At 33.6% G+C, this 25,783-nt stretch carries 27 protein-coding genes; all 27 read right to left on the reverse strand.

Translation table 11 applies throughout. The annotated features are described in order from the left end of the window. Nucleotides 1-9: 9 nt before the first annotated feature. A complete protein-coding gene (locus tag ABJF52_RS05470) occupies nt 10-1,308 on the reverse strand; it encodes an AMP-binding protein (protein ID WP_348147444.1) in 1,299 nt (432 codons plus the stop codon). Then, on the reverse strand, nt 1,308-2,999 hold the full coding sequence (locus ABJF52_RS05475; RefSeq protein WP_348147447.1) for a C45 family peptidase: 1,692 nt from the start codon (nt 2,997-2,999) through the stop codon (nt 1,308-1,310). Before ABJF52_RS05475 ends, ABJF52_RS05470 begins: the two co-directional genes overlap by 1 nt. Next, nucleotides 2,996-4,522, reverse strand: a complete 1,527-nt coding sequence (locus ABJF52_RS05480; RefSeq protein WP_348147587.1) for an NAD(P)/FAD-dependent oxidoreductase — start codon at nt 4,520-4,522, stop codon at nt 2,996-2,998. The genes ABJF52_RS05475 and ABJF52_RS05480 overlap by 4 nt, the downstream gene beginning before the upstream one ends. Continuing rightward, complete coding sequence (locus ABJF52_RS05485; protein ID WP_348147450.1) at nt 4,519-8,199, reverse strand: MMPL family transporter; 3,681 nt, start codon at nt 8,197-8,199, stop codon at nt 4,519-4,521. The genes ABJF52_RS05480 and ABJF52_RS05485 overlap by 4 nt, the downstream gene beginning before the upstream one ends. Next, entirely contained in the window at nt 8,192-9,361 is a 1,170-nt protein-coding gene (locus ABJF52_RS05490) for a DUF2062 domain-containing protein (RefSeq protein ID WP_348147453.1), read from the reverse strand. Before ABJF52_RS05490 ends, ABJF52_RS05485 begins: the two co-directional genes overlap by 8 nt. 86 nt (nt 9,362-9,447) lie before the next feature. Next, nucleotides 9,448-9,936: a hypothetical protein gene (locus tag ABJF52_RS05495; RefSeq protein ID WP_348147456.1), complete on the reverse strand. Its 489-nt coding sequence runs from the start codon at nt 9,934-9,936 to the stop codon at nt 9,448-9,450. Between the two features lie 5 nt (nt 9,937-9,941). Next, on the reverse strand, nt 9,942-10,313 hold the full coding sequence (locus ABJF52_RS05500) for a 3-hydroxyacyl-ACP dehydratase (RefSeq protein ID WP_348147458.1): 372 nt from the start codon (nt 10,311-10,313) through the stop codon (nt 9,942-9,944). Further along, nucleotides 10,310-10,714 (reverse strand): hypothetical protein, encoded by a 405-nt coding sequence (locus ABJF52_RS05505; protein ID WP_348147461.1) that lies wholly within the window; start codon nt 10,712-10,714, stop codon nt 10,310-10,312. Before ABJF52_RS05505 ends, ABJF52_RS05500 begins: the two co-directional genes overlap by 4 nt. A 181-nt stretch (nt 10,715-10,895) precedes the next feature. After that, the gene (locus ABJF52_RS05510; protein ID WP_348147464.1) at nt 10,896-11,453 is read right to left on the reverse strand and encodes an outer membrane lipoprotein carrier protein LolA; all 558 of its coding nucleotides are present in this window, start codon (nt 11,451-11,453) and stop codon (nt 10,896-10,898) included. A 97-nt stretch (nt 11,454-11,550) separates the two neighbouring features. Continuing rightward, entirely contained in the window at nt 11,551-12,327 is a 777-nt protein-coding gene (locus tag ABJF52_RS05515; RefSeq protein ID WP_348147467.1) for a polysaccharide deacetylase family protein, read from the reverse strand. Then, nucleotides 12,321-13,394 carry a beta-ketoacyl synthase N-terminal-like domain-containing protein gene (locus tag ABJF52_RS05520; RefSeq protein WP_348147470.1) on the reverse strand — a complete coding sequence of 358 codons (1,074 nt, stop codon included), beginning with the start codon at nt 13,392-13,394 and terminating at the stop codon, nt 12,321-12,323. Before ABJF52_RS05520 ends, ABJF52_RS05515 begins: the two co-directional genes overlap by 7 nt. Continuing rightward, nucleotides 13,391-14,590, reverse strand: a complete 1,200-nt coding sequence (locus ABJF52_RS05525) for a beta-ketoacyl-[acyl-carrier-protein] synthase family protein (protein WP_348147473.1) — start codon at nt 14,588-14,590, stop codon at nt 13,391-13,393. Before ABJF52_RS05525 ends, ABJF52_RS05520 begins: the two co-directional genes overlap by 4 nt. Before the next feature lie 106 nt (nt 14,591-14,696). Then, entirely contained in the window at nt 14,697-14,951 is a 255-nt protein-coding gene (locus ABJF52_RS05530; protein WP_348147476.1) for a phosphopantetheine-binding protein, read from the reverse strand. A gap of 5 nt (nt 14,952-14,956) precedes the next feature. Further along, nucleotides 14,957-15,385 (reverse strand): hypothetical protein, encoded by a 429-nt coding sequence (locus ABJF52_RS05535; protein ID WP_348147479.1) that lies wholly within the window; start codon nt 15,383-15,385, stop codon nt 14,957-14,959. 161 nt (nt 15,386-15,546) lie between these two features. Next, entirely contained in the window at nt 15,547-16,602 is a 1,056-nt protein-coding gene (locus ABJF52_RS05540) for a methyltransferase (protein WP_348147482.1), read from the reverse strand. 71 nt (nt 16,603-16,673) lie between these two features. After that, a complete protein-coding gene (locus tag ABJF52_RS05545; RefSeq protein ID WP_348147485.1) occupies nt 16,674-17,822 on the reverse strand; it encodes a beta-ketoacyl synthase N-terminal-like domain-containing protein in 1,149 nt (382 codons plus the stop codon). Beyond that, entirely contained in the window at nt 17,815-18,252 is a 438-nt protein-coding gene (locus ABJF52_RS05550; protein ID WP_348147488.1) for a thioesterase family protein, read from the reverse strand. The genes ABJF52_RS05545 and ABJF52_RS05550 overlap by 8 nt, the downstream gene beginning before the upstream one ends. Further along, entirely contained in the window at nt 18,242-19,510 is a 1,269-nt protein-coding gene (locus ABJF52_RS05555) for an ABC transporter permease (RefSeq protein ID WP_348147491.1), read from the reverse strand. The genes ABJF52_RS05550 and ABJF52_RS05555 overlap by 11 nt, the downstream gene beginning before the upstream one ends. After that, on the reverse strand, nt 19,503-20,246 hold the full coding sequence (locus ABJF52_RS05560) for an ABC transporter ATP-binding protein (RefSeq protein WP_348147494.1): 744 nt from the start codon (nt 20,244-20,246) through the stop codon (nt 19,503-19,505). The genes ABJF52_RS05555 and ABJF52_RS05560 overlap by 8 nt, the downstream gene beginning before the upstream one ends. A 32-nt stretch (nt 20,247-20,278) precedes the next feature. After that, nucleotides 20,279-21,274: a BtrH N-terminal domain-containing protein gene (locus ABJF52_RS05565; RefSeq protein WP_348147590.1), complete on the reverse strand. Its 996-nt coding sequence runs from the start codon at nt 21,272-21,274 to the stop codon at nt 20,279-20,281. A gap of 4 nt (nt 21,275-21,278) precedes the next feature. After that, nucleotides 21,279-21,680 carry a hypothetical protein gene (locus ABJF52_RS05570; protein WP_348147497.1) on the reverse strand — a complete coding sequence of 134 codons (402 nt, stop codon included), beginning with the start codon at nt 21,678-21,680 and terminating at the stop codon, nt 21,279-21,281. Beyond that, on the reverse strand, nt 21,677-22,135 hold the full coding sequence (locus tag ABJF52_RS05575) for an ABC transporter permease (protein WP_348147500.1): 459 nt from the start codon (nt 22,133-22,135) through the stop codon (nt 21,677-21,679). Before ABJF52_RS05575 ends, ABJF52_RS05570 begins: the two co-directional genes overlap by 4 nt. A 1-nt stretch (nt 22,136) precedes the next feature. After that, nucleotides 22,137-22,574, reverse strand: a complete 438-nt coding sequence (locus tag ABJF52_RS05580) for a hypothetical protein (protein ID WP_348147503.1) — start codon at nt 22,572-22,574, stop codon at nt 22,137-22,139. Then, nucleotides 22,575-23,708 (reverse strand): beta-ketoacyl-ACP synthase III, encoded by a 1,134-nt coding sequence (locus ABJF52_RS05585; protein WP_348147506.1) that lies wholly within the window; start codon nt 23,706-23,708, stop codon nt 22,575-22,577. It lies immediately after the preceding gene. Beyond that, on the reverse strand, nt 23,708-24,637 hold the full coding sequence (locus ABJF52_RS05590) for a dialkylrecorsinol condensing enzyme DarA (RefSeq protein ID WP_348147509.1): 930 nt from the start codon (nt 24,635-24,637) through the stop codon (nt 23,708-23,710). The genes ABJF52_RS05585 and ABJF52_RS05590 overlap by 1 nt, the downstream gene beginning before the upstream one ends. A 2-nt stretch (nt 24,638-24,639) precedes the next feature. Beyond that, nucleotides 24,640-25,521, reverse strand: coding sequence for a lipid A biosynthesis acyltransferase (locus ABJF52_RS05595; RefSeq protein ID WP_348147512.1), 882 nt, complete (start codon nt 25,519-25,521; stop codon nt 24,640-24,642). Nucleotides 25,522-25,540: 19 nt separating this feature from the next. Beyond that, on the reverse strand, nt 25,541-25,783 hold the full coding sequence (locus ABJF52_RS05600; protein WP_348147515.1) for a phosphopantetheine-binding protein: 243 nt from the start codon (nt 25,781-25,783) through the stop codon (nt 25,541-25,543).

Here is a 25,783-nt window from a genome sequence, read left to right on the forward strand (position 1 = left end):
AGTTTAATTTTACTGATTTCGTTTGTCAATAACTCCAACTGGTTTTCTGCCCAGTTTCCCCATGCTTAAATTTTGAATTTCTTTAAAATCACATACTTCTATTTTAGGCGAAACACGCAGTTTAGATCGAAAACGATCTTTTATTTTAAGCAGTAATTCTTCAGAGGGTGTGTGCACCGCAATCTTAATTAAGATTTCGTCGGTGCCAATAGTGTTCTTATAAATTTCGATAACATGACTAGCCACTTCTGAAAAATCATTCAATAAATTATCCATGGCAGGTGGATAAATGGTAGTTCCTTTGTATTTAATCATTTGTTTTTTACGACCAACTAAAGGCCCCAAGCGTGTTGTATTTCTCCCACACTTACATTTTTCGGTATGTGCAATAACAATATCGCCAGTTCTAAAGCGAAGTAGGGGCATAGCTTCTACGCCCAATGTAGTAATTACTAATTCTCCTTCTTGTCCATCAGGTACTTTATTGCCAACATCATCGAGAATTTCAGTGATAATTAGTTCAGGGTGTTGGTGACCTCCTTGTTGCTCACAACATTCCGTAAATGCTGTGCTCATTTCTGTAGATGCATAGGTTGAATATAATTCTATATTCCAAGCTGCTTTTATTTTTTTGCCAAGGGTATTTAATGAGAAATCTTGTTCGCGTAAGGCTTCACCAATACAAATAGCACCTTTAATTCCCGATGCGTTAATATCTATTTTATTCTTTTCTGCATATTCCACAAGTTTTAATAAAAATGAGGGCACAACAATTAAATAGGTGGGCTTGAACTTTTTAATGGTGTCCCATTGTAGTTCAGGAATTCCGGCTCCAACGCGTATAATACCAGCTTTAAGTTTTCTGGCACCCAAAAAATACGCTAAACCGGCCATAAATCGTCGGTCTATGGTGGTGGTAAGTTGAAGTATGTCATCTTTTCCAACTCCCGCACAAGCGAAGGAGATTGCTTCGTTGTACGCTAATCGGTCTAAATCTTTATCGGTTAATCCAACAGTTACGGGTTCTCCTAAAGTGCCCGAAGTGGTTACGAAATCAACGATTTCATTTTTAGGTACACAGAAGAAATCATCATTAAATTCTTGTAAATGCTCTTTGGTGGTGATTGGTATTTTAGCTAAATCTTCTAAAGTTTGAATATTGGCAATATCGATATTATGGGAGCTGAATAGATTTTTATAGTATTTAGAATTTTTATTTAAATACAGTAGTAGCTCTTTCAATTTTTCTTCTTGAAAGCTTTTTATTTCTTCGGTTGATGCTTTTTCAATTTCAGGAATTTCCATCATCAATTCAATCTTCTCTTTAGTTTACGAATATAATCTTCCACTTCTTCTTTATCTGGAACGGTAGTAATTTCTTTTGTTTCGGCTTTTGTAAAAGCCTGTAAGGCCAGTGCGTCATAACCTTGGTTATAATAATACAAACCAATTAAAAAATGTACTTCCCAAAATTCTGAATTACTAGCTTCAAATTCTTGTAAAGTGGATTGCTCTAAATGAGACTCAGTGGATATAGCCTTGTTCACTACAGCATATAATTCACGATACTTTTTATAACTAGCGTATGCTTCAGTATATAAAAATGGATCTGCATCTATATTTAAATCTGCATTTGATAATTCAATATGTGTTTCATTTTGATCTCTTTCTGCAAATATTTCATTTAAATCATAAGCAACAAATTCTCCCAATTGATATGGGTTTGAAGAAACCCATACCATTAAATCTTCTGGTTTAAAAACAATTCCGTGGTGTGCCAATAATTGGTTTAATGCTTTTTCATTTCCAAAACCTAGCTCTTTTTCATTCAAACCTTTTTTGTCTCGTAAAATGTCGACAGCAATTTTAGGTGTTATTTTAGGTTGCTTGTCCAATAATTCTTCCATTCGTTCAAAACGATATTGAGAGTGGCTTTCCAGGATATGTTCTTGATTGTTTTTATCCTTCGCGTAAGCGGCACTTTGAAAGTGGTTAGCGCAAATTAACTGATTGGAATTCTCAACTTCGTAAACACCAAAATTCTTGGGTGATACTTCAATAATGGCCGCTTTTTTATCTTTTGCACTGCCGATAAATATAGATTCAGATACGAATACTTCTCGAGTTTTAGCAATTGCAATAGCTTCTTCAATAGTTGAAGCATATTGTAATATTTCACGGGTTACCAATGAGATTGGTGTTTTAGCAATCAATGGAAAGTCAGATTTTCCAGCATTTATGGTAACCGTTAAACCTTGATCATTCATTCCAGAAAGTACACCTATAAACCCTCCCCAAGTAACCGACATAAAATTATATCCGTTATCGGGTTTAACAAAAGCTATTATCTTATTTTTAGAAAATTCTTCCCCTACGTAAAAATCGAAATTTCGACCAATAATCATTTTGCTGTCTTGGGTGTGATCACCCCAAGCAGCAAAAGAGGAGCAACCAACAAGGGCCAAATCTTGTAATGCATGTCCAATGTCATGGGCTCCATGAAAGTACATTACTCGTTGATATGGTTTCGCTATATAATCTAAGTCTTGCTTCGCGCTTTTAGAAATACCGTATATTTCAGCTTTAAATTTCTCATCTATATTCAAGTACATTTTTCGATTAAACCAAGCTAAGAATTTTCGAAGAAAATTTTGTTTTCCTGAGGATGGAACTAATTCATCAATTTTATTAACAAAGATCTCTTCTTGGTAATTAAAAAGTTCTTTGGTTAGGATTCCTGTTTTTAAGCCAAGTTGATACGGGTTGCCTTGTACAAGTAATTCCCACTGGCCTTGCTTGTTTTTTGTCAAAAAATCTGACCCTAGAACATAGGTAGAGTCATTAACTTTTTTCCGTTTTGCAACTGGTGTTTCGTATTCAGAAACTTCAGGAGATTCGAGTAGTGATTTCTTTACCCCACATGAATTTAAAAAAAGTACAATTCCACAAAAAAGGAATGTTTTTTTAAATATTAAATTTAAGGCAATAGATACGTTCATTTTTTAGTTCGTTGTATAATTTTATCAATGAGGTATTCGCCTCCTAAAATTTCTGAACACGTAACTACACCACTTATAGTTACTCCTAAGATGCCATGCATATTTAAACTCTGACCTGTAAAATATAGGTTTTCAATTTTTGTTCGTGGCGAAATAAATGAGAGTAATGGGTCTTTTACATCTTTTATATATCCATACATGGATCCTCTTGTACAGCCAATATAATCACGATAGGATAGCGGGGTAGAAGTATGAAGAGAATGCACACATTCACGAATGTTTGGAAATTTTTTTTCAAGTGCACATAAAAAAGCTTCGGCCTTTTCATTTTTAAATTTTTCGTATGCCTTGCCGCGATCCCCTTTTTGAGCTACGGTATTAAAAGTGTCTTCCCATTGTTCAACTTCAGCATATCGCATATAGGTAATGGCGGTAAGTTGGTCACCCCATTCATCTTGGTTTTTGCGCACACCCATGGAAACCATATAAGTTTCTGGCCAAGTATTTTGAGTGTATTCATGACCCTTCCATACATTTTCGCAACTATTAAAATGATAATAGTTTTTATTGATGTATTTAAAAGATTTAGGTTTGAGTACGATGTGAATGCTAAATGCCGAAACTGTACTTTCTAAATTTTGAATTCTAGAATTATACGACTTTCTAAAATGTTCGGGCCCTACCATTTTCAGGGTTATCTTGGGCTCTATGTTAGAGATGTATTTATCCCCTGTAACTACTTTTCCATCTGAAGTAACTACTGAGGTGATTTTTTTGTCGACACAATTAATATCCACTACTTCTTGATGATTGTATGCTTCCCCACCGTTTTCTTTAAATCTTTTCACCAATAATTTGGTAATCTGACTTCCGCCATCTGCACATCTATATGAGCTTTGTATGTATGAATTTATCGAAAGGGCGTGTACATAGATTGGGGTTTTATCGGCAATACCTGCATACAATAAATTTGAACCTGCTAATACAGCTCCAAGCTTTTTGTTTTTTGTAACGGAATCGATATAATCCTTAGCCGATTGTTCAAAAAGCTCTGGGTCATTACCATACGGTTTACCGGCTTCTAAATTATATAGCGGAAATTTTTGACATATCTCTTGTAACTTATTACAGTAGGCTTCGATAGCTTTTTCCTCATCGGGGAAATAACCAACTAATTGTCTTTTAAAATTATCATAACCTTGCCCATGTGGATACTCAGTTTCATCATTATCAAAAGTGATAACATCATAAGCATTTTCATCTAATTTCTTTAACTCTAATCCCTCTAGAATATCCAAGTAGTCGAAATAGCGATATAAATTTTGCCCTTTTTCTAAACCCCCAACGTAATGTACACCGGTATCAAAAATAGTGCGGTCTCTAACAAAGGTTTGAAGGTTTCCGCCAAATTGATTGTTTTTTTCTAATACACAAACACTTTTACCTTCACGTGCCATTATATTTGCTGCCACTAGACCACCCATGCCACTGCCGATTATTACAATATCATAATGTGATTTTATCTTTGCCAAATCGACAACGTTTTTTCTTGATACACAAGTTTAAAACCTAAATCTAAAATAGTCTTATCTTGAATATCAGAGGTTTCATTTATTAAAATGAAGGTAGCAATTTCAATACTTATTTTAGCTGCGATTGCTTCTAAATCACATTTATCTAGGTTTAAAATTAAGGTTTCGACCTTTTGCGAGAGTATTTCTTCTATAGAATCAGAAGAGGATATTCTTTTTCTAAATTGACTCGTAAATGAATTTTCAACTAATTTTTTCACTTCTGTTGTTGAATGAAAACTATTTATTTTACGGTCTGCAGAATCCATAGAAAGCAAAATGGACAATTGTCCATAATCATCGGCAAGGTTAGTTATAGTTGTTTTTTTAGGAATAAAATCGATTATCTTTTTGTAGCTCGTTTTATGCAGAATGAAATCTTCTTTTACAGCCTTATATATGTCATTTCCCTTATATCGATATTCAGCTAATAGGTCTTTTTGAAAATAGGATTCATCTTCTACTTCATCTCTAAAATTTTGAAATTCAGTTCTAAAAAAACTACCTATTTGTTTTGTGCGTTGGCGATCAATTTCTCCAAAAGAATTATCTGAAGAAATTATCCTTTTTAAGATTTTAACACTTATGCTTCCATCGCGTATTACAATACTGCCTTTTGGTTGCACCTCAGAATTGCCATGAATAAGAATCGGAACAATGTCTAATTTTAATTGGTCAGCAAGATAAAATGCACCTTTGTGCCAGCGTCTAATTTTGTTGGTTTCGGAACGAGTTCCTTCCGGGAATGCCATTAATGAATAACCCTGGTCAATTTTCTTTTGTAAATGTGAAACACTTTTTTCAATACCCTCAGAAACAGGATAAAATTCAGCCAAGCGCGCAGCAAATCGAAATACGGGTGAGTTGTACACCCAATCATTTACCAAGAATATTATTTTCGGGTGCAGCATTCCTATGGTAAGTGAATCTAATGCAGAAGCATGGTTAGCAATTATCATTGCTGGTTTTTCAAAAGTTTCACTGGATTCATTAATTACTTTTTTCTTTACAAACGGATTGCTATATAAGACTGATTTTAAAAGATTAGACATGGCTTTGTGATACCATTTCATTTTTAGCTTTTTGCTAATCGGAACAATTTTCACAAGAATGGTACTTAAAAATGAAAATAACATTCCACCTAAAGCGTAGTAGGTGGTAGAAATAATTGAATGCAAAAGAACACGCAAAGAAATAGGTCTTTTTGTAGCACTTCCAATAAATAGTTTAAATAGTAAAGGTTGTAGTGTAAAAGCAATTTCAACTGCAGAAAATATACCAATTAAAGAAACAGTAGAAATTGAATGCAGGGCAGGATGTTTGGCAAAAATCAACACACCTACTCCTAAAATAGTAGTAATAACTGAAAGGATAATTGAAGTGCGATGAGTTGGTAAAATGCGCTCACCAGTTTTTAATTCTGCTAGTAAACCATTAGTGATAAAAATGCTATAATCTACTCCGAGGCCAAAAATAAAAGTGCAGATAATAATGTTGAAAATATTAAATTGAATCGCGAAAAGCCCCATAATTCCAACTGTAACGAACCAGGTTAGGAAAATGGGTAAAGCGGTTACTAAGGTTAGTGAGAAACTACGATAGTATAAACCTAGAATTAATAATACGACTAAAATAGAATAACTGATAAGGCGGTTGAAGTCGTTTTTTAAGTTTCCTAAAAAGGTTTCATTAACTCCTTGTCGGTCGATTACAACTGTATTGGCCGAATTTTTAAATGCTTTGTTAACTATATCTATCTTGGACGAATCTAGTTTTACTAGTGAATTTACAGTGCTAAAATTTATGTCAGTACTTACATAATCTTGAATCGGAATCGCATTAAGAACCTTAAAATCATTAAGGTCTAAAATTTTAAAATCGGTCTTTAATAATTGAAAAAAGGCTTTAAAGGTATCTGGTTTAAAGCTTAGTGTATTACCGCTAGTAATTAAATTTTGTTTTAGAGTATTGCTTTTTTCTGTACTCCAGAATTGATTCCACAATGCTATTTTTTCTGTTTGTGTAGCTTTGGAAGAAACTAGTCCGCCGATTCCACTATAGTCAATAATTGCACCTCTCTTTTTAAGTTCAATTAGCTTCTCGTTTAAACCATCGTTGGTTTGTAATGCGTCTTCAATAGAATTAGCATACGTCGCTATATAAACAGATTTAGATTCTAAATTTGTGAGGGCATCTAGTTGTTTGCGAGCGTTAATTATTTCTTGCGGTTCGTAATTAAGTTGACTGATATCTTTATTGAATAGTACTTTAGAATAAGTGAAAGCACTAATAATTAAAGCTATGGATATAAAGGCAATTGCCCATTTGTTTTTATGAAAATTAAATGCTGCAATGCGATCTAAAAATGTTTCCCCTTTTATTTTATCTTCCGTTGTTTTATAAACCTGTGGAACAAAAAGTAGTGCAAAAATTGCAGAGCCTAACACGCTAATTGCGGCAAATATACCGAGGTCTTGCAGGGCTTGTGATTTTAAAAAGAGCAAACACAGAAAGGCAGATGCTGTAGTTAAACTGCTCATTATTATGGCTGGAGCAACTTCTTCATATAATCGTTTGATAGAATTTCCGTTTCGAATGTGGGTAAGAATATGTAGTGCATAATCAAGAGTAACGCCAAGTAAAATTGAACCAATACCTAAGGAAATTGCCGAAACCTTAGTGCGTATTAAATATAATACTGCAATTGCCAATAACCCTCCAATTGCAGTTGGAGTAAATAGAATTAATGGTAGTGTGATTTTTTTATAAAAGAGTATTAAAATTAAAAGTAAAAGGGTGAGCGCTATACCTACTGTAAACTGAATGTCTTTTTTAATTTGTTGTGCATTTGCAACGGCTATTAACGCTCCTCCGAAATATTCTAATTTTACTTTACCATTAAATGAAGTGTTCAACTGGTTTTGAAGGTGATAAAGGTTGTCTACAAAAGGTTCGTTGTTTGCTGTGTCGCTCGATTCAAAATTGGGACTAATAAAAAGTAATATGTTCTTTTCATCTTTACTTAATAGAAATCCATTTTTTAATGTAAAATCATCACCAAAACTTAGTTGTTGTAGTTTTTTTAGTGCAATAAATGATAGTCCAAGTGGGTCTTTTAGAATGGTTTCTTTTGCAATAATTCCAGTAGGCGAAATAAGGGTTTTGTAGTTTGCATTGGTGATAGCAGTGATGCTATCCTGGCTTAGTTTTTTTGTTATATTGGAATAATCGGTTTCATCTAAAAATAAAGGTAAATTTTCATAAACGAAATCCATAGAATTTAAAACAGCTTCGTTGTCAATTTTACCTTGTATTTCTTTTATGTATGCCGATGATGAGTTGTTTAAACTATCTAAAAATTGATTTGCAAATTGAGTGAGTTCATTTAGATTGCCATTGTTTTGCAACTGTATATTAACAATAACTTTATCAGCAAAGTTGACCGATTTCAATACTTTTTGAAGTTGTTTGGCATCTTCATTAAATGGAATCAACTTTGAAATGTCTTCTTCAAATTCAATTTTTGAAGCCAAAAAGGCTAGGGAGCCGACAAAAGTCAATAATAATAAAGCACTTTGCCATTTGTTGGCACTTATCCATTCGTCAACAATACGAAAGAATTTACCCATTGCTTACCGAAGTGTTTTTTCGTTTAAACAAAAGCAATGTAAAGTATCCTATTGCCCCGAAGAGTGTTGATGCTAAAATTGCCAGAACTATACTGCCTATGAGGTAAGTTTTAAACTGTTTAAGCGCTCCAAAATCTTCAGTAAAATCACTCAGAGCAAAACTCACTTCTTGTCCAGTAACAATGGAGCCTGTTTGTAAGCCTAGATAAACTACAAAGGGAATTAAAGGGGCCATACTCACATTTGAAAATGCAAATGCGATTACTTTATTCAGCTTTAGTACAACTGCAAGAGTAATCACTAAAAAAGTGTGAAATCCCCATAAGGGTGAAAGTCCAATAAAAGTACCCAACGCAATTGATAATGCTTTTTTTAGTGGAGGGTCATTACTTTGTAAGAAGTCTTCATAGAAGAATCGTTTAAAACCTTTTCTACGAAATTTTCGATATAAATCTCGCGGTTTTATATAGATTAAAGCTATAAGTACTAGAATAGTATTTAGTGCAAAAATGCGTAAAAAATCTTTTGTAGGACGATAATGTGAAACTCGTTCTGTTTCATCATACAGTACGCGAATAGGCACATTTTTTAAAGCAATACCATTCCATGAAGATCTGACCATTGCCTCAATTTCAAACTCGAACTTATTTGTTTTAAGGTTAATGTTTTTCATGGCCTTAATGGGGTAAAGCCGAAAACCAGATTGTGTATCAGTTAAGGTAGTTCCGGTTGTAACCCAGAGCCAAAAGTTAGAGAATTTATTGCCGAAGCTGCTTTTTTTGGGTACACTTTTGTGTTCCATATTCCTACTTCCTATCAATAATATGTTTTTGTCTTCTTTAGCTTTTAATTCGTTTAAAAAAACAGGAATGTCTGCGGGAAAATGTTGCCCATCAGAATCTATAGTAATTGCATATTCAAAACCTAAATCTAGTGCTTTTTTAAATCCCACTCTAAGGGCATTGCCCTTGCCTTTGTTTTTATCTAAATTTATTTGTGATAATTGGGAATAACCTTTTAATAATTCTTTGGTGTTGTCAGTGGAGCCATCATTAACAATAATTACATCGGAAGTTTGCAGTAGCACATCATCTAAAACTCTTTTTAGAGTCTTTGAGTTATTATAAGTAGGGACAATAACACAGCATTTGAGCTGGCTCATATGTTCCTTAGTGGAATTTGTATCTAAAGTTATTGGTTGTTTCAATCTTACCCTGAAATATTAGGCAAAGATACATATTCACTTGCCTAAAACAATTGCTTTTCCGCTTCGTTAAAGGTCTTCGATTGTTGGATGTAGCCCTTAATAAAATTTTTAATTTCTTGTGAATTTTCAGACTTAAAGTGGTCCAATATATACTGCTTATCAGCTGGAATATCAGATTTGTATTTTAAAAATTTTGGCGTATTTTCTTGTACTCCTAAGCGCAGACACCTTATTTCAATGTTGTTAGCATCTCTTTCTATTGCTAGTTCGATCAATGCAACTCCATCTTTGAAATACGTTTTTTTGTCCTTTATTTGTTTACTGTGTTTAGATTTTAATGTTGAAAATGCTCCTTTATAAGCAATAAGTATTGCCTTATCTTTTGTGGTTATAGTGGATAGTGACTCGTGCATTTTGTCTGTTATTTCCACATTATCATTAGCAAGAGGGAATGTTTTGCGTAATTCTTCCAAACTTGGTGGAAAAAGTGGCAATGATAAAATACAAAAGAAGAGAGCGAGTAGTTTCATTTAATCTACACTATTTTAAACGTAGCATTCAATTTTAGTGCCAGAGTATCATCAAAAGATACTGTATTTTTAATTTTAATTACACCATCAATTTCGGTGTAGGAGATGTTTAAATTTAATAGTTTGTTCTCTTCAGGGTCTATAATAGCCATAAACTTTATGTTAGAACAACTTGATAAAAATAAATTTTTATCCGTCGCTCTTTCAGTCAGTTCTTTAATCATTTGAATCATACAAACTCCTGGCATTACTGATTTATCTGGAAAATGGCCTTCAAAAACTTCATGGTCTTTATTTAAGGAAACCGTAGCGATAACAGTATTGTTGTCGTTTTCAAATGATTTTACTTCGTATAAATTTTCAATAAGTACGTTCATAATTTTTTCAAATGTATGTTGAGGTTAATATTCGAATGTTGAATATTAATCTGGCTTGCAATGTTATCACTAATTCCTGAATATAAAAATGTAACTTTTTCTTTTCCTTTGTTAGTCCGAGCAATTTTATAGAGTTGTTTGTTTTTAGCAATATAATAGAAATCTTTATTTAAAAGTTCAGATTTAATCATTGTTGATTTTTCATCTGAATAGTATTGTACAGGTGTAGGTTTTTGTTCAATTAAGGCGAAAAAATCATGTTTTAGGGTGTTTATTAGTGGTTTTTTGTTCATTTCGGGTAAAATATGATTGATTTTGAAGTTTTTATTTAAAAATTCAAAATCGAATAATTTATTGCCCATTTCGGTTGTAAAAACAATTCGGTGGTGTTGGTTGGCCATTTTTTTTACGATGAAAATCCCACTGAAGGATTTATTAAACACCTTAATGTCTGATTTATACACATAATCTATGCTAGGGTTTGAGAAGTAGGGGTTTTCTAATTGAAAGTTATGTGTGCTAGTTTCTTTAAAATTGTGTTGTTTTGGATACGAAGCACAGCTAGCTGTGAGTAAAAATAGACTAATGAGCAAAAACCGCATCAGGTATATTTTGATTGGTAATTCTATTCGAGAATTGTATGAGTGTATAGTCATTTGAGGGTTCTATCATTTTAACCGCACTCACTTCAGCATTGTGATTAAAGTTAATATGAAATTCTTTTATATACTTAGCAAATTTTTCATCTTTTGGAGAAAAATATACAACACTTCCTTTTTCGTTTTTATAATAGTTGATATTAAATTCTTCGGTGGTAAACATATTACCTGTAATACTCGAACTTATTAATTTGTTCAATTGTTTAAATAGCTTGTTAGAGCCAATATCTATATTGTTTTTCTCACCTTCGTTGTTAATATATAGCATATCATTTTTAAACAACACAGAATATTGAAACGGTTTGTTATAAGCCCATTTAACCATGTCAGGACTTTTAAAAGATAATTTACCGCTCGATTCTATATCGTTGGATAGAAAGTCGAGATGTTTGTATTGAACAAAATTTGCGGATATGGTATTCGTGGTTTCGGCTAACGATTTAACTTTTTCTTGTAAAGCAATGGATTCAGAAGTGCTCATTTTGGTTTGAGCTATGATATTTCCGAATGCGAAAAATAATAGTAGAAAACTATATGTAAATAGCCTTCTTAAAGTTTTGTTCAAGCGCAAAAACCATTTATTCATAAGCTTTGATATTCAAAAGTTGTTCCACAGGAACCGACTTAAGATTATTTACTTGCAAAAATAACAATAACCGTTCCAACACGGCTATAGTCTTGTTTGAAGTGTCATGCAACAGAATAATATCACCTTTTGAAACTTTTGCGGTAATACGTTTTAGGATAGCATCTTCGTTTCTTTTGGTTGTGTCTAATGAACGTACAGACCACCCAATAGAACTTACCTTTAGATTTGCCACGGCCTCTTGTATACTAGGATTAGTAACCCCAAAAGCTGGCCGATATAAAAGCATTTTATAACCTGTTATTTTTTCTATAATTGCTTTAGTGGTATTTAATTCGGACATAACTTTATTAGTACGAAAAAAACCAAAATCATTGGTGTGCGAATACGTGTGGTTACCAATACTATGACCACTTTTTAGAATATCTTGAACAATATTAGGATGATTTTCTGCAAATTTTCCAATTAAGAAAAAAGTTGCTTTTGCATTGTACTGTTCTAGTAATTCTAAAATTTTCGGGGTAAACTCAGCATTTGGGCCATCATCAAAAGTAAGTGAAACCCTATTCTCAATAATGTCTTTTTTATCACTTAAGGAGGTTAAATGATAGTTCCATCGAATAAAAAATGAACCAAAAAGGGTGATTAATAACCATAGAAATAGAATAATAGGGTAGATAAACCATGGGATGTCAATCACAAAATTCAATACAATTAAAGCGACTAAAAGCGAAATAACAAAAAAGTTGATGTATTTTCTTTTTAGCATCTTTTTAATAATACAAAGCTTTGATTTTCACCTCTATATTGATTGTAGAGTAGAATAGTTTCGAGTTTTTTTGGTTGTGCTGTATTTAACTGAACGGCTTTAGGAAGTCTTTGGTTTTTTAAAATTTTGTTTCCTAACCAAAATCCAAAGGCAGAAGCAGTATCGAATTCTCCGGATAAATGTTTGTAATAGGCTTGCGGCGTATTTTTAAATGTGTTATCCGATAATAAGGTATAATAGTCATCGTAATCTACATCGCCATTGTTACCCATTATTAGTAAATCAATGTCTTCAACTTCTAAATTATTTTCTGTTATAAATTCAAGAACAAGTGTGGTAATCCGATCTTTAGAAATTGAATTGAAAGTCTTAAGTGCTATTAACTCTGAATAAACAGAATTGGTTTTTTTATTAGATAACAGAAAAAAGTTCGCGCCTTCCGCAAAAACAGCTCCTGAAGTATTTGAATTTAATAAGGAGTTGGAATTTATTGGAGTTTTTTTAATATGGCCAATTAATCGATGTGTGTTTTCGTGATGGTCAACTAACTCGTCTACACCACCAACTAAAATATGTTGTGCTTCATTTTCTTCCAGTTGCATTTTTGCATCTAATAAGGAAGATTCAAATGAAATTGTGGAATGAACATAAGTGAAATTATGCCCCTTGCAACCCATGCCTAATGCTATTTGGCCAGCAACAGTATTGTGAGAAGATTGGATAAATCGAGTAGGGGTCAAGTACTGCTCATCGTTGTCAATAATATCTTTTATAAATTTTTCTGAATCTCCAATACAGCCTAGTCCAGTGCCTACAATAATAGCATCTACCTCACTTTCTTTAATTTGAGCTTCATTCAGTGCAGTTTTTGCGCTTACTGTACTCATTTTTATGCCTTTCGCCATTCTTCGTGCGGCGGCAGGTGGAATAAAATCTTTGTAATTTGGTGCTATAACGGTTAGTATTGTAGCTTCATAATTGACAATGTCTTCAAAGAAAGTTGAATTGTCAAGTGTGTTTTGAGGAGAAACAGAACCAACACTATTGATGTAGACCGATTTTTTCATGCTTCTTTTGAAAATATTAAGGTCGAGCAATTTCCGCCAAATCCAAAAGAATTAGAAAGCACTGTATTCAATTCTTTTTGTTTAAGTTTTAATTCGGGCTGCAATTCGAATTCTTTCATCGGGGTTTGGAAATTCAAATTCGGATAGATAATATTGTTTTGTAATGCAAGTACAGAGAATACAGCTTCAATTCCACCAGCTGCAGCTAATGTATGACCTGTAAATGCTTTCGTAGAGCTAAATTCTGGTACCGCCTTTCCAAAAATACGCAATAATGCCCTGCCTTCAGAGAGGTCATTATTGGGAGTAGCAGTGCCATGAGCATTAATATAGTCGATGGACTCAGGTGGAAGTCCAGCTACTTTCAAAGCTTTTTCCATAGCTAAGACGGCGCCATCGCCATGCTCAGAAGATGCAGTTTGGTGGTAGGCATCGTTTGCATTACCATATCCTTTTACATACGCAAGAACTTTTTTGTTGTCTCGTGCTATTATTTTATCGGATTCTAAAACTAAATAACCAGCTGCTTCACCAAGGTTTAAGCCTTTTCTGTCGTTGTCGAAAGGTGCATTATAGGTGTCAGATTGAATCATTAAAGTTTTAAACCCATTGATGGTAAATTTAGACATTGCATCCGTGCCTCCAACAATCACTCGATCTAATTGACCAGATTTAATCATTCTTGCTCCAAGCATAATAGCATTGGCGGCAGAAGAACATGCGGTGCTAATGGTGGTTACGAAACTCTCTTCTATGTTTAGATATTCAGCTATCTTTTTTGTGGAATCACCTGCACTAAGTCCGGTAATATGATTCCAATGAGAATCATTCTCAAAATAGTCGTAGAAATACTGTTCTGTTTTATCCATGCCACCAACTGTAGTTCCAGAAATTAATCCTGTCGCACAAGCATTAATATCGGATATTCCAGCATTGGCAACTGCTTCTTGAGCTGCTATAATACCTATCATTGGTGTGCGCGAATACGCATTAGAATCAAGATTTAATATTTTCTCGAGCTCGTCATTTTGAGTAGCTATTTCACCCACCATAATGTCGTTCTTATGAACAGTGTTAATCTGGGAAATTTTTGAGATACCTATTTTGCCTGAAATCAGGGATGCATAATTTTCAGCTACATTGTTTCCAATAGCTGAAATTATACCAATTCCCGTGATGGCGACTCCTTGACTCATTGTCTGTTTGAAGTAAATGAAACGAGTTCAATGTAAAAATACAAATATCCCAATTTAATTGTGGAGATATTTTTAATACGGTTTATTTGAATTATGGGGCTGGCGATTAGCTTTTGTTCGCTTCAATATAGGCAGCCATTGTGTCTATCGATTCGAAAATCTTACGACCTTCCTTAGGGTCTGCTAATTTAATTCCGTAATCTTTATCAAGCATTACGATAAGTTCTAAAGCGTCAATAGAGTCAAGCCCTAAACCTTCACCAAAAAGTGGTTCGGTATCTGAAATTTCTGCTACAGAAAGGTCTTCAAGGTTTAATTGCTCTATTATTTTTTCTTTCAATTCTAATTTCAATGCGCTCATTGGGTCTAATATAATCTAGTTATTTCGCTAATCGAATGCACAAAAGTACCGCTATTGGCAACAATGTACAAGAATGCATCATATTTTCCATTATCAAAGTCTACCCAACCACAAAGTGCTTTTTGAGCTTTTTTTTCTTTAATGAGGTTTTCGCTATAGTCAAATAACAAGTTTGGATTGAATTTGTCAAAAACGAAAAATGCATTTTCCGAAAATAATTGATGACGAATACTTATTTCACCTAAGCAAATGTTTGGTAAAGTGTATACAAATACAGCGGGACTCGCAAAGCCATTTTCAATGGCATTTTGATGTTTTCTATCGGTGTCTATACTGGAAGCTCGGTTTGATAGAATTAATGCAATATCTTTTTCAGATTCTTTTTTTAATAAGACTTCAGCGCCTATGAATGACAATTTGCTTAGGTTGTCCATCTTAAAAAATTTAGAATGGTCAATTTCTAAAAATTTGTAGGCGGCTTTTATAAATTCCTTAAAATTTTCTGATTCCGTATTGAAAATAGATTTACCGTTTAATAGTATTTCACTATTTCGGATATGACAATAGGCTTGTATGTGTAGGTTTTTATTCAGATTTATTTCTTTTTACAAATAAACATGGTATGGTATTCACCTAAACTGATATCTTCTTTTATAGATAAGCCTGCTTGATCAGCCAATTCGATAAGCTCAGTTGCTTTATACATTTTACTATTACCATTGGCTAAAGCAGTAAAGTATAATGAAGTGGCTTCTAAAATAAATTTAGCATTGTCAAATTTCTGACGATCCGTATATGTTTCTATAATTATTAATTCGGTTTCGTCATTCATAGCGTTAACACTGGTGCTCAGTATTTTTAGAATTTCGTCTTTTGAGAAGCAATCCAAAAATTGGCTCATCCATATTATATCTGCTCCTTCTTGAATGGTTGGGTTTTCAGAAAGCCAATCAATTTCTTGCCCAGAAACTCTATTTCCGTGACCTTTAGCAGTAGCATTAGCCAAGCCCTTTTTTAATTGACCCGGAAGATCATAGATTTTTACTTGAATATCCGAATTAAACTCGCAACATTGTATGGCAAATTTTCCCGTATTACCACCAATATCAAAAATGGTTTGAGGATTGCTTTTAAAAATAATATTTAGAGCATCAACAAAGACTTCATCGGAATAGAAGTGGTCAAAGTCAAACCAAGATTTCTGTACATGTGGTGGCAATTGCGAAAGACCTTCATAAATAGTGTTCCAATCACCTAGTTCTTTTAGCCCCTTAGGTTTGCCTGAAGTAATGGTGTCTTCTAGATGAAAAAGTCCTTGATAGCAAACATCTTGTGTGAAGTTGAGATTAACTTCAGTCATTTTGTGGTAATTTAAGAAGTAACCAATTTTTGATAGTTCGTACTTGTTTTCTTCATTTTTGGTTACGATGTCTGAACTCTCAGCTATTTCTAAAAGCACACCTAGTCCGTATTCGCTGATGGGTAAAGCTTTACAAATTTCAATTTGAGATACCGGGCGTTTAGCTTCGAAAATATAATCGAAAACTCCTAAATTTTTAAGTGTAACCGAAGTTTGGAAAACAAATGGGGCGAATGCTATCTTTTGTGCTTCTTGCAAGGCATCTACCGCCCTGATGGTTTTTTTTGACATATGATGTTTAGGTTATACCGAACTAAGGTCGCAAATTTAATGAATTCAATAATTACAAGTTTATAAAGCCCTTATGGATTAACTTTTTCAAAAATCACCGCAGTATTGCAGCCGCCAAAACCAGAAGCTGTTTTTAAAAAAGTGTTTAGTTTTTGCGACATGGTTTTCGTAATAATATTTAGTGGTTTTGACACTCCTAACTCCTGAAAACCTAGTGAGCAGAATAAAGTGTTTTGGTGTAAAGAATGCATGCCTATAATGGTTTCCAATAATCCTGATGCACCTAATGTGTGACCAAAATATCCCTTTAAACTATTTAATGGCGTGTTTTGTAATCCAGCACGATTAAATGCAATAGCTTCCATTTCATCATTAAAAATAGTGGCGGTGCCATGAGCTGAGATGTAATCAATTTTTGATGCCGCTATGTTGGCTTGATTTAAAGCAGCGTTGATACTTCTGTATAAACCTTCTCCAGTTCTAGATGGACCCGAGATATGATTTGCGTCGTTACAGGAGGCTTCACCAATTATTTTAACAGCTTCTTTATTAAGTTTTGTTTTGTCGCTAGTAACCAAAATGCTTGCACCTATTTCTCCAATATTAATACCAGATCTTGTTTTACAATAAGGGCGACAGGGTGCTGTGCTTAAAGCTTGAAACGATTGAAAACCGGTTAAAATAAATTCGGTTACCAAATCACCAGCAGCAATAAATACATGGTCATAGGTTCCTTGGTTTATAAAACTTTTGGCCATAGCAGTAGCTAACACTCCAGAAACACAGGCATTGGAGAGAATAACAGCTTCGTTTTTAAAATCGAAAAATTTCACTATTTTTTTCCCCAATGTAGCTAAGTAAGCTCTATCATCTTTGAATTCACTATTCGCTTCGAGAACATCAATATTACCTTTGGTTGTTGAAATTATAAGACCTACACGGTTATTTAGCTCAATCTTTGAATTGCTAATAGTATTTGCAAGTGAAGTAATTAGGATTTTTTCAAGCGGAGTATATGCCTCTTTTGGGTTTAATTTTTGAAACTTTTTGTTTAATGTCTTTCTATTTATTTGTGAGGAATAAAAAGGGTGTGGAAGTATGTTTGGATCATCAATCAATTTTAGACTTGAAATCTCTTGACTAATCTGTGTTATAGCAGAGTGGCTATCGAAACCATAAGACGATATAATGGTGTTATATGATAAGTATACTTCACGCATCAACCAAGCCAACTTTTTGTTTCCATTCCATAAAAAAGTCAGGAATAATCAATGATAAATCTCCGTCTAATTCCACAAAAACCTGCACCGTTTCACCAGTACAAACTATTTGTTCTTCTGGATTCATAATCTCATATTTAAAAATCATTTTAGCTGCAGCAGAATCAATGTATGTAGTTTTAATTTTGGCAACATCTCCATAACGCAAGGGTAATTTGTGTTCACAAGAAGATTTCACAATTGGAGTGCTAAAATTATGTGCTTTCTGATCCAGGTATGAGATGCCATGGTGTCGACCAAAAGCTTCTCTTCCATCTTCAAAATATTGAATATAGTTTCCATGCCATACAATGCCCAATGGGTCACATTCTGTAAAACGAACACGAACATCACTAATAAAACTAATTTCTTTTCTCACTTTAGACGGCATTCTTTCTCTTGTAATAAATAATAGCGATAAATGTAGTTGCGATAAAGAATAGGGTTAATAGGCCTATTTCAGGTAAAATTTCGATAAATCCTACATTTCTCAAAAATACATCATAAAAGGCATTCAGTCCCCAATTCATGGGTGATAGATTTGAAAGTGTTTGCATTAATTGAGGCATTGCAAATACGGGTACCCATACGCCACCAATGGCAGCTAATATAACAACGAATGTTGCTCCAAAAGGTGCTGATTGTTCTTGGCTTTTTGCAATAGTTCCTAAAAGTAATCCTAAACCAACAGCAGCTAATCCAGCAAACAGGGCTACTACAAACAGTAATGGTAAGCGTCCGGATATATTAAGTTGCGGTAAGTCAATTAATGGAAATAAGAAAATACCAACTACTAACATTAATGCAAATTGAATTAATGAAACTAAGAGAAAAACTATTGCCTTACCACCTAAAACGGTAGCATAAGAAACTGGATGAGTACGTAGACGAACAAATGTTCCTTGGTTTTTTTCTTTTACCATGTTGATTGATAGTGGAAGAATAATAAAAAATATTGCGAACAACGACCATGCGGGTATATTGTGTTGCGTAGAATTTGGTATCATCGCCTCCTTGCCAGAATTCGGTATTATCTCTTTAAAGATTATAAAACTTTCAGTGTCAAAAATTTCTTCATTGGAATCCTCTGAGATTTCTTCTTGAAAAGCTTTATATATTGATTTAGTTTCAATTTTTGAAACCATTTGATTGATGCCACTTTTAATGGCGTTTCTAAAAGAAAATTGTGTAGCAGGGTCAAAAAACAATTTAACTTCTTTGGGTTCTATTTGTATTGTTCCGGGTAAATCTTCACTTTCATCAACTCCAAATTTTGCCAAAATACCATCTACATTTTCAGCAATTTTTAGGTTTAGATCGTTAGAAAGGTTTTCGGGTAAAATAATTGCTAATTGATATTTTCCATTTTGAATTAATTTTTGAGCTTCATTTTCGTTTGATTGTTCAATAATGTTAAACATGTCCGATGTTCTCAAATTGTCATGAATGGTTTGAGAGACTTCACCCTTATCTTTATCTACTAAAAGAATGTCAATTTTATTCTGCTTAATTGTTTTAAAGGAGCCGTCTTGTACAGTTGTAATAACAATGACTAATAGTAAAGGCATTAAAAATAGTACTGCCAAACCACCGATATCACGGGTTAGCAATAATAATTCTTTATATGCACTTGCTAAAAGTTTAGGCATAATCTCGAAGTGCTTTACCAGTTAAGGATAGAAATACATCTTCTAGATGTTTCGCTCCTTGCTGATCATTAATCAATTCTTTCGGTTCACCTTTAACTACAATACTTCCATGATCTATAATGGCAACACGTGTACAAAATTCTTCCGCTTCATTCAAATGATGCGAAGTGTATATTATGGTAGTCCCGTTTTTATTTAATTTTTCGAGATGTTTAATAATTGCATTTCTAGATTGCACGTCTACACCGACAGTAGGTTCGTCTAAGAACAACACTTTAGGTTTGTGTAAGATACCTGCAATAAGATTGATGCGTCTTTTCATTCCGCCTGAAAAAGTTTTTATTTTCTGATGCGAGAATTTTGATAAGCCAAGTATTTCAAGATGTGTATAAATTTCTTCTTTTAACAATGGCTTTTTAACACCATACATACTCCCGAAATACATTAAATTTTCTAAAGCCGTTAATGTCGGATATAATGCATATTCTTGTGGAACAGTACCAATTAGTTGTTTTAATTCTTTTTGGTTTTCTGAATAGGTAAGCTTGTTAATTGAAAAAGAGCCCGATGTTGGTTTTAATAGCGAGCTCAGCATGGATATTAATGTAGTCTTGCCAGCTCCATTTGGGCCTAGTAATCCAAAAATTTCGCCTTCATTAATATTGAGATTCAACTTTTTAACCGAATAGAAATCAGTATCTTTGTATTTTTTAGAAAGGTTGTTGATTTGAATCATTGCCTTTTGTGCTATCAATTATCAAAAACCTATTAAACGGCTTTCTTTAATTTTTTGTAGAATGCTTCTTCTTTATTAGCTATAGCTTCAAGTTGATCCGCAATTTTATTATAACCGTCTTCTTGTCCACTTCTATTTTTATATATTCGTGATGCATCAACAGCGAAGTCACGCCATTGATCTCCAATAAGTGTCATTTCTTTTGAGAGCTCAAAAAGAGCTGGATTTTCTAAAACTTTAGAGGCTTCTTGTAAAAAAGCTCCATAAATATAGCGAAATCCACCACCTCCTGTGCCAATTTCTTCCTGCATACGCACAATTTGGCCTAAGTAATGATTTGCTTTTTTAGGCCCTATTTTTTTTGGCCATTTTCGAATATTCTTGGCTACCCATTTAATTGCCTTAACACCAACTAGGGGTACTGGGGCAGTCATATCTCTACACGTTTGTTTTATACCTTTAACTATTGCGGTTTCAAGTTCTAATTTTTCTGGAAATTTTGTGGGATAATAAATGTGACCTTTTGGAGCAAAGGCACCTTTTGCAAAGCGAACTTTTTCAAGTTCTTTTGCTGTTAAGGTAGTTACATCTGCCATAACAGGATCGCTAATTAGGTAGTTGTCATTTTCTTTGCCGTAAACTACCATATTGTGGGCATTAAAGTGAAATCGATATTCCTCTGGAAAATAAGTAAGTTGATACACACCAACTTGCACTCCTACTGGGTTGTTGTTTTTTAAGTTGTTATCTAATCGTTCTTTAGCAGTTTTTGGGTTCGAGAATTTTTCCCTTTTTATTTTCATTCCAACACGTTTTGCAAAGCGGTTGAAGATAAGTCCTGGCATAACCCGATAGGTGAAAACAGGAGCGAAATTTACTTTTATAAATGGTAGATAACTGAATAATAATCCTGATCCAATACCGAAGACCATGGGTTCGCTAATTTCGAAACCATTATGTCGCATTAAATTAGATACTACGCCATTTTCGCAATGTGCAGCTTGTTTATGTGTGAAATCAATTTTCAGATTTTCAGGCATCTATATTTTTTAGTTGGTCAATAGTGATTTCAAAAACATCTGCATATTTCTGAAGTTTTTTATTGGAAAGTTTATTAAAAACGGAGGGCTTAAAATGTCTTTTTACTCTCCATTTCCAAAAACCTACGTAGCTGGCTAATATTTGCAAATCCATTTTATGGACTTCCATATAATATTCTATTGGGCTAGTTTTATTGTCAAGAACCCGTTTTTTAGCGTCGTTAATTCGTTCTTCGATTATTTGAATAGCATTGTCGAGAGCAATGGTTTTTGGAGTCCATCCAGTGCTGAGTTCAGTAGTGTATTCACCATTTTCATCTACGGCGTACACCATATCTTTTATGTTAGCCGAGGCTAAATTACTTTCGTCTTGTGGTACTTCTTCTTTTTTCATTTGACTTCGTGAATCAAAAAGTTTAAAGTACAATCTACGATTAAATCGTCATTTCTAAAAGAAGAGCAATTAATAGTACAGATGCTTAAATCATCACTATCATATCTTGAAACAAGTTTTGCTTTGCTTACAAGTTTGTCACCTACTTTTGGTAATTGATGTATAGTGGCTTTTTTTATGGCACTTATATAGCCTATTAAATTATTGCTAACACCTTCGTAGTCGTCTGTATCGTAATAGCTTTGTCCAACAATTGCTGAAGATGTTTGAGCAGCATTTTCAATAATTCCCGTTTCTGAAAAGCATCCATTTTTTACAAATAAACATTCTTCTGATATATTAAATTCTGTAACCACAGAATCTTTGTCTATATAAGGCATATTGGAAACCAAAAGGATAGGAGGCCTATGAGGCAGAAATTTTTTGATATCGATTTTGCCTTGCTGTTGCTCCATTTTACTTGGCTAATGCAGTTTTAATTTCTGCTTTTGCAATTACTATACCGTCACATTCAATTAGTGCAGAAACTAATGTTACATCCATTATTTCATGCATTATATTAATGGTAGTTGTTAATGATTTACTTACTTCGGGGAGTTTAAATATTTCTACTTTTTTAATAGCACCTATATAACCAACTGGTGCAGAAAGTTTATTTCTATAGTACGTATATCCTTTATGTAATGCTATTGATTGCGCCATGTTTTCAATTAAACCGGCTTCGTGAAAATAATTATTTTTTGCGAATATATTTTCAACTTCTACTGTAAATCCTGAGATGATTTTATCTTCTGAATAGTAGTGTAAAGAATCTACCATGACAAAAGGCTTTTTTTGGGGAATTAAATTCCCAATAAAATTTTTGTCAGTTAATGGAGTGCTAATTAAATTCATTTAGCATACTGTTAGATATGCATATGTATATGAAAAACGAGCACTTTCAGGAACGTGACATAAGATTTTGTCTCCTTTTTTAAGTTTGCCTGATGTCATTAAATCTTCAATCATAACATATATTGATGCTGCACCAATGTTGCCAACTCGTTCCAAGTTCAAAAACCATTTATCCCAAGGAATTTCTACACCTTGTTCTTTTAATTCTGTGTATAATCTTTCTTTAAAATAGTTCGAAGAAATATGTGGTAAATAATAATCAATATCATCTGTTGTGATATTGTTCTTTTTCATTGCATCAATAAGACTATGAACACCTTTAACAAGAATATTACCTGAAAGTAATTTTACATCTTGTTTCATGGCAAATAATGATTTTTTACCCCATTGATCAGACGGATATTCACTCCACGGTTTTAAGTGACCATTTTCTAATTTGTCACCACCAGCATACATGCAAGTTTCCATTTCAAAGGCGTATGAATAGCCTTCCATCCATTCTATTTTAAGTGGTAATTTTCCTTTAGGTTCATTTTCCAAGAGTACGGCTCCCGATCCATCAGAAAGCATCCATCTTAAAAACTCTTTTTCGAATGCCAATATTGGGTTTTCTTCTAATTCTTTTAAATAATCCACTTCGTCTTCAAACACATCGGACCGCATCCAAGATGAAGTGCGTTCGGAACCTGTGCAAACTGCATTATTTTTTTGACCAGTTGCTACAGATAGATAGCCAAATTTTAACGCATTCATACCAGAGCAACACGCCCCAGAAGGCGAATTGATTTCCATGTTTCCATTTTGTAAAAAACCATGTACCATAGCCGCATGTGAGGGAAGAATTTGATCGGGACTAGATGTTCCACAAGATAATAATTCAATATCTGAAGTTTTGAAATCTTCATCACATAAAAGTTCAACAGCTTCTTTGGTTAATTGTGCATTATTATGAGTTACCTCGCCATTTTCATCAATGGCATAATAGCGAGTAGCTATTTGATTGTTTCGTAATACAATACGTCTTGCCTTCGATGTTTTACCATTAATAGCACCGAGCTTTTCTTCCATTTCATCATTTCCAACAGGGTCATTGGGTAGAAATTTAGCTATTCTCGTTATGTATACTTCCTTCATTAATTTTCCTTTAATTCTACCGAAGAATAGTAGGTTTTATCCCTATTTCTCTTGGCGCTCATGGGTAAATAAGTCAGCAAAAATACAATAAAAACTATTGGTGTAATTACCCATACAGCAAATTGCAAATAAAATTCAAAAATTCGTGTCCATTTAATGCGTTGGGGTTTATTAGCATCCCCTTTTTTAATAAGATGATTGGCCCATTTTGAAAAAATGGCGTTGCCACGTTCGTCAGTTTGAATTAAAAATGGATTGATCTTCACACTTTTTAGAGCTACAAGTTTACGCTGTAGTTCGGAAAAGTTTCCTGCTTCTAAGGCTTCTTTTATAGGTGGTCCAAATCTATTAGCATTTGCAATGTCTTTTGCTGAAACACCGGGTTTTGGAAAAATGCCTAAATAGCGATCTTTTTTACCGGAGAACATCCAGTGGGCAATTGTAATAACACTAATATGATTGATGTTTCTATCTACTAATGCAATATGACCTACTAAATTCGCATTAACTTTTTTGAAAAGGCGTTTTATTTTTTCTTGTGCTTGTAGCCACATATTTCTGCAGGCAACTACTGTTACTACGGGTTGGTCTTTTAATAGTTTTTCAGCGTATTCCGACTTTAAAAATGAATTAATAGGTATTGATGGTGTTAAAAACCAAACCTGATAGCCGAAAATAACCAAATCATATTTTCTATTTAAAACCTCCTCTTTGGGTGGGTGAATATCGCGAGGAATTTGAAGGAAAGATTCTGGAAATACATCGTAGAAATTTTTTTGTTTCCAAGGAAATTCAAACTCGGGGTTCGTCTCTATTTTGTAATAAGTGATATTAGTATTTTTATTTTCCAAAGCGGATGTGACATTTTTTAAAATGTCGAACAATTGTCCAGATTGTGTGTAGTAAATTACAAGTACTTCTTTTTTCATAATTAGCTATAATCTTCCCAGAAATCGAAATAATTAAACCATTGAATGGGATACTTTTTAAGAACCCATTCCATGCTTTCTGTATATTCTTTTAATAGTGCTTGGGCATCTCTGCCTTTTGCTTCGGCTTGTCTAGCATATAGTTGATAGTTTCTTTTTTTCCCTTTCATTACATAAACAAAAAGCACAGGCACATTTAAGCGCGATGCTAATCTAAAAGGGCCTAAAGGAAACTTTGCTGGTGCACCCATAAAATTTTCAGTTAGGTATTTTGATCCAGGTAAAAAACGGTCTCCTGTTATCACCACCAAACCACCTTTGTCCAATGCTGCATGGATTTCAAAAATATGAGACATGTCGTCCTTTACCAAAATGAGTTCCAATGCAGTGTCCATGCTCATTTGGGCTAAATATTCTTGAATATTTTTTTGCTCAGCTTCGGTGGTAACCATGCTGATTTTATTAATGGAATATCTATTTTCCAAAAAGTAATGTGAGATTTCAAAATTACCTACATGGCCACTTATTAAAATACCCCCTTGCTTTTTTTGTAGGAGGTTGTCTATTTTTTCAATTCCGTCGTGCGTATATTTAAAAAGTGTTCTAAAGCCTGTAGATACAGTCACTCTATCAGAAAGTGTCTGTCCTAATTTGTAGTAATTTTTATAAATACTGCCAATACTCTTTATCCAAGAATAACCTAATCTTTTTCTAAAATATTGGTAAATAGCTTTTGAACCTCGCCATGAGAACAAGAAATAGTAGAGAACAATAAAATGCAATAGTGTGTATGCCCCGTTGACTCCAAAATTTTTAAGAACAAAAATATAGATTTTATATCCTAAAAGGTTTCCTCTAGATTTTCCTTCCCATTCATTAGCCATTTATGCGAGGTATTGGTAATTAAGCAACTTTACGCTCAATCAAATCATAAAAGTCTTGCAGTGTTTTTACGGTGACAAAATCTTCACCAACTAATTTTACTCCAAAATTACTTTCAACTGCAACTACTAAATCAACAAAGTCAAGACTATCTAATTCTAAGGTGTCTTTAAGATCAGCCTCAGGAGCCATTTCTTCTTCATCAACTTCAAATTCGTCTACAAGAAAGTCGTTAATCTTTTCAATAATAACTTCTTTGGTCAT

Origin of the sequence: Aurantibacter sp., assembly GCF_039941195.1 — a bacterium.
GTDB lineage: Bacteria > Bacteroidota > Bacteroidia > Flavobacteriales > Flavobacteriaceae > Aurantibacter_A.